Genomic DNA, 7,087 nt, shown 5'->3' with positions numbered 1-7,087 from the left:
GATGACTCGCTGCGTGAAGCGGTACGCCACGCCGCCTAGAAACAGCAAAACCCCCCTCGCCCGGCTGGGGGCGAGGGGGAAGGTCAGGGCGCTGGCCACTCATCGAGGGGGATGAGCGTGTGAAACAACCGCCACACACTCGCCGCAGACCTGCCCGAGTACCACACGCGGGCATGCGTGCCGTTCTCATGCAATGTCAGCGCGGGCCGGTACACATCATCCGAGTCATCCGCCGTGTTGCCGGAGGTGACTAGGTGAGCCGGGTTGGTCGTCCAGGTGATCCCGTCCACTGACGACGACGCCTGCAGCCAGCCGTTACGCCGGGTCACGGTCGAACGGCAATGCGACAACATCAGGTATCGGCCGCCCGGGGCGCGGATGACGTTGTGGTGCCAAATGTCAGCGGGCGTGCCGGTCGTGGCGCCCCACGCTGACCACGACCCCTCGGGGCTCGGGGCGGTCCGATGGCGGATGCCCCCGTTACGCTGAATCCACAGGTGCCACGTGCCATCGGGGTCGCGCACCATCGAGGGCGCCAACGCCGTGCCGCCGCCCTCGTTAGGGAGAAACCCCGTGCTGGACGGCCACGTGACGCCGTCCACGGACCGGGCTAGCGGCAACGTGACTTCCGCGAGATTGTAGCTCATATACGCGAGGACCAGGTCGCCCGTGTCTGGGTCATAGGTGATGTCGGTGTCCGCGTTGTAACCGACCGGCGGCGTCGGATAGAGCGGGTTCGTCAACCCGTCCGGTACCGACCAGTCCACGCCGTTCTGTGACACGACGATGCACGGATTCTCGTAGGTGTTGATGCTATTGGGGTAGGGGGTGAACGCCATCCAGAACCGGTGCCCGTTCCATGGCCCGCCGATCTCCTGCTGGAAGTCAATCACATCCGGGTGCACGAGCTGCCCGGACCCGTCATAGGTCGGCACGGTGATCGGGGTGCCGTTGTACGGCGGGCTGGAAGGGGCGGGCGGGCCGTTGCGGCGCCGTGCGGCAGCCGCGACGATGGCCGGTAGCATCATGATATTCCCCACTTGCCCGCCAGATAGGCGTGGATCTGGTCACGCTCCATGCTGCCCACCTCGCGCTGCACGATGATCAGTTCACCGATGATGCACGCAGCATTACGCCCGATCTCCAGCTCCTGCGGCGTCGGCGCTATGGTGCCCCAGGCCGGGGTGACCGGCGCGACCGCATCGTCCACGCGCAGATCAAACAACGATCCGGCGGTGCAGCTCGACACCACATGCGCGACTGTGTCAGGGGTGCCGAAGTCAATCATGTCGGTGGTCTGGCCGTGATAGGCCCGCCACGCTCCGGAGCCCACACCGATCCGCAGCCTGCCCACCGAGGTGTGGTAGGCGAAGGTCGAGGCGGTTGGCATCCGGACCGCGACGAACACCGACAGCGGCGCCTTGCCGATTGGACTCCCCCAGATCGCATTCAGGGACGATGCTGCTGCGAACTGCACGGCGGGCTGACCGCCCAGCGTGGACACGGTGACGCCGCCCGGGGAGGCGTCGGTCGGCAGTGCCGCCGTGACGGACTTGTCGGCCCACTGGGTCACCGACGCCCCGTCCATCGTCAGCGTCGCCGCGTCGGAAGCGTCCCACCATCCGACCAGATCGGGAATGGCGGCGATGTCGATCGTGTCCGGCGCCTCGTCGGTCGTCACCGGAACAGCCACACCCGTAGCCGCATTCCCGGCCGCATCCCGGACCTGGTGCTGGCAGTCATAGGCGGTCTCCGCAGTCAACCCGGACACCGGGAACGACGCCCCAGCCTGCCACGCGCTGTAGCTGACGCCGTTGTCGGTGGAGAACCTGTACGGGCTCGCGTGCAGCGCCGTCTCGTCCGACGCGCCAGACACGGCCAGCGTGAACCCCGTGTGCGTGATAGCACTGGCTGCCAGCGTGCCCGGCGTGGGTGCGGTCACGTCTGGCGCGGCAGGCGCAGCCGCCACGGGCAGACCATACGTGCCCACCCAATCATCGCCAGACCACACCAGCGACACCAGCAGGCGCCCCGATGCGAGTTCGGGCACCCCGCCCTCATCCCATGTTGCGGCAGGAAACACGGTGGACGGGTCAGCCAGAACGGTCACACTCTCACCCACGGCTGGACTGCCGGGCAGGGTCAGGGTGCCGACCTGCACCAGTGTTGGGCCGCCACCACCCGGCCCAGGATCACCGGATGGCCCCTTATCGCCCGTAGGTCCCTTGTCACCATCAGGCCCCTTATCACCATCGGGGCCGGGGTTACCGTCCGGACCAGGATCGCCGGTCGGGCCTTTATCTCCCGTGGGGCCCTTGTCGCCGGTTTCGCCGCCCCCAGATCCAGCCGGGAGCTTGTCCAGCACGAAGGCGGACAGGTTGCCCTCCGTGTCGGTGGTGACCACGCGCCGGTCACTGGGGATTGCTGCCATCATGCCTCGATTCGGTAGAGCCCGGAGCCGGGCGGATCCTCGACCCAGGACGCGGTGTCGATCTCGACCGCGCCGTCCGTGTCGGGCGTCTGCCCGTTGACGGACTTCACGCCCTGGTACAGCTCATGCGTGGGCTCGTGCAGAATCCGGCCCGTGGCGGAATCAACCTGCGGATAGGTGGCGGCCATTAGCCCTCCTGTGCGTACAGCCCGGAGCCGGGCGGATCCTCGACGAACGAAGCCGCCGCGCCCACGGGCACACCCACCGCGACCAGGGTGCCGCCGGCGACCTTGACGCCCGCCCAGCCGGACCCCCAGACAACATCCCCGGCCCACAGCAGCAGCCGTGGGGTGGTTTCGGCCACACGCGCGGCGCGGACCTTCTGGCCGTCGTGCAGCGCCTCGACCTGTTCGGCGGTCAAGGTGACCGCCCACAGGTTGCGGCTCTCGGCGTCCGACCCGACGCGGGTGAGTGTGTGCGCCACGCCATCCCAGGTTTGGCCGTCCCGGGACCATTCCACGATCGGGGCGACCAGGTCGGCATGGGTGGGGATGACGACCCGGGCGGGCTCGCCCCTGGTCAGGTGCACGGTGAGCGATTGCAGACCCTGCCCAACCTCAACCGGCTGGGTCATCACACGTCCCGGTGGGGAATGTCGGGGATGCCGTCGTGGCCCAGCTCCGGCTTGGTGTTGGACTCGGCCACAAGCACGCCCACCACACCCATGGCCGCGGCCAGAATCAGCTCACCCGTGGACTCGGTGACGAACCCCCACACGGCCAGCGCGGCCACGATCGCGGCCAGCACGCCATAGATCGCGGTCCGGCCGATCGGTGCCTTCGTGTGCACCGCCATCACGACGGCGTAGATCAGGGTGAGCACGGCACCGGCCAGACCAGTAACCGCGACCCCCTGCTCGTCGGTCAGCACGCCCAGGCCGACCAGTAGTGCGACGATCGGGACGACGGCGGCATACAGCTGCTCGCGGGTGACGGAGCGCATGATCAGGCCTCCACGGTGTGGGTGTAGGCGCGGACGTGCACGGGGTCGGGCTTGTCGGTTTTGATGTCCACCCACACCTGCACGCCACCCTGCTCGGTGCGCCCGTTGTGGACGAGCTGGCCGATCGTGGGCTGACCGGCGACCGCGTTGAACGTGACCTCCGGATGCCGATGCCAGGACTGATCACCCTGACCATGCCGGTACTCCACCAGCCGGGCCGTGACGCTGGTGCCCTCGGGGGCGTCGATGTAGCAGACCGTCTGATAGTGCACATCCGGGCTGTCCGGGAAAATCTCCGGCATGGCACGAGCATAGGTCGCGCCGTCCGAGTTGACATCGCAGGTGCGGAAATAGGTGGCCATTGCGGGCTCCTTAGGGGTTGCGGGTGGCGTGGATGGCTTGGCGGTGGTGGGGGGTGACTTGCGGAGCCGGGCCATGACCTCGCGGCGCACCGCGCCCATGTCACAGCCGGGATCGGTGAATGAGCGCTGGCTGGATGCCTCGCCGTGCCCGTGAACCTCTTGACCGGTCCAGCCCTTCAGCCGGCACAGCGCCACCGAGGCCTTGACCATGGCCTCCCACTGCGCGGCATTGGGCGAGCCGGAGCCGAGCCCCTCGAAGCCGAGCGTGTGAGCGTTGCCGTCCACGCCGGATCCGCGCAGGTTGTGGTTGCCGTGGGTCGAGAAGCTCGCGGCGCGCATCGCGTTCAGTGACGCCTGCGAGATCGAGCCGATGTGATTGGCCCGGCCCGACGACACCATGAGGATGCGCCCGTCAGCATCCACCCCGGCCAGGCATAGCGGTCCGGGCGTGGAGCCGTTGCCGCCGATCAGGATGCGCTGGGTGTAGTCGATGGCGGCCTGCCCGGACAGCCGCGCCCCATAAGTCATGTGCCAGGTGATGCCGTTGAACTGGCGCCAGGCGCGGATGTAGGACTTGGCGTGCGGGTTGTGCGGGCCGGAGCAGCAGCGGCAACGCCCCCGCCATCCCGGCATTTCGTAGACGTCGAGACCCTCATCGCGGAATGCCTTGAGGATCTGGTCGGGGGTCGGGAAACTTGCCATCAGATCTCCTTGACTTAATCAGCGAACACTGATATGGCAATGGTCGAAGTGGTTCTGGGTGATCGAGCCGCGATCGGCCATCACCCGCCAGCCCTCGCTAGCGCGCTGGGTGGTCCAGATGCGTTGCTGCCAGATCACCTCGGTGATGCCGTAGGTGCCCGCGTTCGCCCGCGCCCAGTCCGCGATGGCCTGCCCGGTGGCGCGGTCGCTGTACACCATCGCGTCAATCGCCTGCCCGGTGCCGTGGAAGCTGCCGGACTCGTTGCGAGCGCCGTAGTAGGTCTTCACTTGCGGGAACCTCGCGCAGAGCGCCTGATGCAGCACCCGTGTGCGCGCCGTGCCGCCGCCTTGCAGGGTCGGGCAACTCCCGCCGCCCGCCGTGCTCGTGGTGGCCTTCGGCGTGGTCGCGCTCGCCTTTGGTGTGGGTTTCGGTGTCGCTTTGGCTGTCGGTTTGGCCGTCGCCTTTGGCGTGGCTTTGGGGGAAGTGACAGTCGGGGTGGGCGTGAACTCGGGCGTTGGCGCGGGTTCGGCGCTCGGTGTTGCGGTGAGCGTGGGGCGGGGTCCGGAGCGGTCCACGTGCTCGGCGCGCGCCGGCACGGGCTGCGCAGTCTCCACGGTGGTGGCCGTGCGGGCCACGGTGGCCCCGGCGATGACGACCAGGGCGAGCCCGGCGATCAGCAGCGGCAGGCGTATCTCGTAGAGGACGAGTCGGGGGGTGATGATGGCACGGCGCGGGTAGGCCATAAGGCCGCTCCTCATAATTGACAGAGCCCCCGCGACGCGAGGGCTCTCTTTCTTATGTGCGGCCCGCTCCCCAGCAGAGGCCGATAATTAATCGTCGTATCGTGTTGACGCGTGCGTATCCCATGGTGTACGATGGTGTTACCACCAAGGGAGAGGAACCCGAAATGACCCAGATCGCCGCCACCATCGCCCGCGTCACCGCCAACGACCCCCGCGACGGCTTCTTGCTGGACGACGCCAAGAAGCGGCTCGCCTTCCTGCGCAACGAGGCGCTGGCCGAGGTCATCCTCGCCGCCACCAACGACGACGAGTTCGTCGAGGTCCGCGACAACAACGAACTGACGCTCGCCACCCGCGGCCACACCGTGCGCGCCTGGACCGTCGTCACCGACACGCAGATCCTGCTGCACTGGGCCATTGACGGCGACGCCGTGACTGACGTCGTGGCCTACGGCGAGCACGACGACCCGGTCTACGAGTCCATGGACCGGCTGACCGCGGCGGTGGCCCGATGAGCCGCTACGAAGCGCCGGTCCTGGCGGAGGCGCGAGAGGCTTCCGCCGAGATCGAGCGGCACGAACAGCTCGCCCGGGAGTGGCGGGCGAAGCGCGATGACCTGATGCGCGAGGCCCGGGCTGCGGGCATCATGCCCACCGAGATCGGTAGCGCGGTCGGCATGACCCGGGCCGCGGTCTACAAGGTCCTGGAAAAGTGACCCGGGCGGGAGAACCCCACCGTGGTGGGGAGCACGTGGAATCCGAGTTCGACAACCGGATCATCCCGCCCGGGGTGGCCAGAGTATCAACCGAGAGACAGGATCGGGCAATGACCCGCAAGGAATGGCGAGACACAGTGCTCCGCGACGACTGGGACACGATCACCGACGCCGAACGCGCCCGGCGCATCGAGGCCGCTATGAATCCCGGTCGCGCCGCAGCCGGGCCACAATCGCCAGCCGCCACACGATCAGGGCAGTAATCAGGGCGTACCCAACGGTCGCGGTCACCCCGGCCGGGATGGCGTGATCGAGCTGCACGAGCACCCCCGCCACGGACATGACGAGCACGCCGACCACAATCCAGAAGGCGTTCTGCGCCACCGGACTCCGACGGTCCATGATCGCCCCGTAGGTGACCAGGAACACCGCCGACACGGCGGCGCACGCCACGGCCGCGACCAGGGTCGCCACGTCCATCACCACCATCATCGGTGCCATCACTTTCCCCGCAACGCGGTGGTCAGGGCGTCCGCGAAGTGGTTGCGCGCCCTCGCGGTCCGGGCGCGCTCCGCAAGCCGTTCGGCACGTTCGGCGCGCACTTGCTCCACCACCAGCCGGGCGCGGGCATCCTCGACGGCCTGCGCCCCCGTCATGGGCGGCTCGGTGTTACCCCGCCCCCACAGCCACGTAAAGAATCTTTGGATCATCGGCCCACAGCTCCCCAGCCCGGCGACGTCACTTGCTATCACTACTCTCGGCGACACGCTGCACCGCCTCGGCGTAGCGCATCGTGGTCGTACTGACCTCTAGTATCGCGGCCACCTGCGTCCGGATCTCATCCATCCGTTGCCGCTCGATCTCGTGCGCCTCGCGCCAGTAGTCCCGGTCGGCGCGCAGTTCCTTGTGGACGGACTCGGTGACTAGCGCCCCGGATGTGAGTTGCCGATACAGCAGCACCAGCACCAGGACGAGTGCCGCGCCGGGGGCGAGCGTGCCCACCCCGCCCAGTTGGTCCAGCAGCTCCATCGCGGCTCCTACTCTGCGGGATGATCGAAGTCGCGGGCGGCCAGGCGGCCCAGTCGGATCGTGGCCCGGGTCAGCGCCCGCACCGCCCGCGCCAGCGCCTTG

General features: G+C 68.2%; 12 protein-coding genes. 2 read left to right on the top strand and 10 right to left on the bottom strand.

Annotated features, from left to right (window positions below):
- Positions 1 to 83 precede the first annotated feature (83 nt).
- Genes PLJ28_RS14320 through PLJ28_RS14290 form a run of 7 tightly spaced genes read right to left on the bottom strand, consistent with a single transcriptional unit; the run spans position 84 to position 5,241 of the window.
- Entirely contained in the window at positions 84 to 1,028 is a 945-nt protein-coding gene (locus PLJ28_RS14320) for a glycoside hydrolase family protein (protein ID WP_324590289.1), read from the bottom strand.
- The gene (locus PLJ28_RS14315) at positions 1,025 to 2,434 is read right to left on the bottom strand and encodes a collagen-like triple helix repeat-containing protein (RefSeq protein WP_324590288.1); all 1,410 of its coding nucleotides are present in this window, start codon (positions 2,432 to 2,434) and stop codon (positions 1,025 to 1,027) included. Before PLJ28_RS14315 ends, PLJ28_RS14320 begins: the two co-directional genes overlap by 4 nt.
- Positions 2,431 to 2,619 carry a hypothetical protein gene (locus tag PLJ28_RS14310; protein WP_324590287.1) on the bottom strand — a complete coding sequence of 63 codons (189 nt, stop codon included), beginning with the start codon at positions 2,617 to 2,619 and terminating at the stop codon, positions 2,431 to 2,433. The genes PLJ28_RS14315 and PLJ28_RS14310 overlap by 4 nt, the downstream gene beginning before the upstream one ends.
- Positions 2,619 to 3,065, bottom strand: a complete 447-nt coding sequence (locus PLJ28_RS14305) for a hypothetical protein (RefSeq protein ID WP_324590286.1) — start codon at positions 3,063 to 3,065, stop codon at positions 2,619 to 2,621. The genes PLJ28_RS14310 and PLJ28_RS14305 overlap by 1 nt, the downstream gene beginning before the upstream one ends.
- Positions 3,065 to 3,433, bottom strand: coding sequence for a phage holin (locus PLJ28_RS14300; RefSeq protein WP_324590285.1), 369 nt, complete (start codon positions 3,431 to 3,433; stop codon positions 3,065 to 3,067). The genes PLJ28_RS14305 and PLJ28_RS14300 overlap by 1 nt, the downstream gene beginning before the upstream one ends.
- A 2-nt stretch (positions 3,434 to 3,435) precedes the next feature.
- Positions 3,436 to 4,497 (bottom strand): N-acetylmuramoyl-L-alanine amidase, encoded by a 1,062-nt coding sequence (locus tag PLJ28_RS14295; protein ID WP_324590284.1) that lies wholly within the window; start codon positions 4,495 to 4,497, stop codon positions 3,436 to 3,438.
- A gap of 18 nt (positions 4,498 to 4,515) precedes the next feature.
- Positions 4,516 to 5,241, bottom strand: coding sequence for a VldE C-terminal domain-containing protein (locus PLJ28_RS14290; protein WP_324590283.1), 726 nt, complete (start codon positions 5,239 to 5,241; stop codon positions 4,516 to 4,518).
- Positions 5,242 to 5,405: 164 nt separating this feature from the next.
- On the opposite strand from PLJ28_RS14290, the gene PLJ28_RS14285 reads away from it, so the two are divergent.
- The gene (locus tag PLJ28_RS14285) at positions 5,406 to 5,756 is read left to right on the top strand and encodes a hypothetical protein (RefSeq protein WP_324590282.1); all 351 of its coding nucleotides are present in this window, start codon (positions 5,406 to 5,408) and stop codon (positions 5,754 to 5,756) included.
- Positions 5,753 to 5,956, top strand: a complete 204-nt coding sequence (locus tag PLJ28_RS14280) for a hypothetical protein (protein WP_324590281.1) — start codon at positions 5,753 to 5,755, stop codon at positions 5,954 to 5,956. The genes PLJ28_RS14285 and PLJ28_RS14280 overlap by 4 nt, the downstream gene beginning before the upstream one ends.
- A gap of 198 nt (positions 5,957 to 6,154) precedes the next feature.
- Here PLJ28_RS14280 and PLJ28_RS14275 read toward each other — a convergent pair whose 3' ends face one another.
- The 3 genes from PLJ28_RS14275 to PLJ28_RS14265 are packed head-to-tail and all read right to left on the bottom strand — an operon-like array spanning position 6,155 to position 6,985.
- Complete coding sequence (locus PLJ28_RS14275; RefSeq protein WP_324590280.1) at positions 6,155 to 6,457, bottom strand: hypothetical protein; 303 nt, start codon at positions 6,455 to 6,457, stop codon at positions 6,155 to 6,157.
- Positions 6,457 to 6,666 carry a DUF7620 family protein gene (locus PLJ28_RS14270; protein WP_502877093.1) on the bottom strand — a complete coding sequence of 70 codons (210 nt, stop codon included), beginning with the start codon at positions 6,664 to 6,666 and terminating at the stop codon, positions 6,457 to 6,459. The genes PLJ28_RS14275 and PLJ28_RS14270 overlap by 1 nt, the downstream gene beginning before the upstream one ends.
- 28 nt (positions 6,667 to 6,694) lie before the next feature.
- Positions 6,695 to 6,985, bottom strand: coding sequence for a hypothetical protein (locus PLJ28_RS14265; RefSeq protein ID WP_324590278.1), 291 nt, complete (start codon positions 6,983 to 6,985; stop codon positions 6,695 to 6,697).
- Between the last annotated feature and the right edge of the window lie 102 nt (positions 6,986 to 7,087).

Origin of the sequence: Citricoccus sp. (assembly GCF_035445025.1) — a bacterium.
GTDB lineage: Bacteria > Actinomycetota > Actinomycetes > Actinomycetales > Micrococcaceae > Citricoccus.
The sequence above is the reverse complement of the archived record's forward strand: the minus strand, read 5'-3'. Positions and strand labels throughout refer to the sequence as shown.

Bases quoted from the DNA above. Each gene is read 5' to 3' on its own strand.
- PLJ28_RS14320 (WP_324590289.1), bottom strand. From the start codon at position 1,028: ATGATGCTACCGGCCATCGTCGCGGCTGCCGCACGGCGCCGCAACGGC.
- PLJ28_RS14315 (WP_324590288.1), bottom strand. From the start codon at position 2,434: ATGATGGCAGCAATCCCCAGTGACCGGCGCGTGGTCACCACCGACACG.
- PLJ28_RS14310 (WP_324590287.1), bottom strand. From the start codon at position 2,619: ATGGCCGCCACCTATCCGCAGGTTGATTCCGCCACGGGCCGGATTCTG.
- PLJ28_RS14305 (WP_324590286.1), bottom strand. From the start codon at position 3,065: ATGACCCAGCCGGTTGAGGTTGGGCAGGGTCTGCAATCGCTCACCGTG.
- PLJ28_RS14300 (WP_324590285.1), bottom strand. From the start codon at position 3,433: ATGCGCTCCGTCACCCGCGAGCAGCTGTATGCCGCCGTCGTCCCGATC.
- PLJ28_RS14295 (WP_324590284.1), bottom strand. From the start codon at position 4,497: ATGGCAAGTTTCCCGACCCCCGACCAGATCCTCAAGGCATTCCGCGAT.
- PLJ28_RS14290 (WP_324590283.1), bottom strand. From the start codon at position 5,241: ATGGCCTACCCGCGCCGTGCCATCATCACCCCCCGACTCGTCCTCTAC.
- PLJ28_RS14285 (WP_324590282.1), top strand. From the start codon at position 5,406: ATGACCCAGATCGCCGCCACCATCGCCCGCGTCACCGCCAACGACCCC.
- PLJ28_RS14280 (WP_324590281.1), top strand. From the start codon at position 5,753: ATGAGCCGCTACGAAGCGCCGGTCCTGGCGGAGGCGCGAGAGGCTTCC.
- PLJ28_RS14275 (WP_324590280.1), bottom strand. From the start codon at position 6,457: ATGGCACCGATGATGGTGGTGATGGACGTGGCGACCCTGGTCGCGGCC.
- PLJ28_RS14270 (WP_502877093.1), bottom strand. From the start codon at position 6,666: ATGATCCAAAGATTCTTTACGTGGCTGTGGGGGCGGGGTAACACCGAG.
- PLJ28_RS14265 (WP_324590278.1), bottom strand. From the start codon at position 6,985: ATGGAGCTGCTGGACCAACTGGGCGGGGTGGGCACGCTCGCCCCCGGC.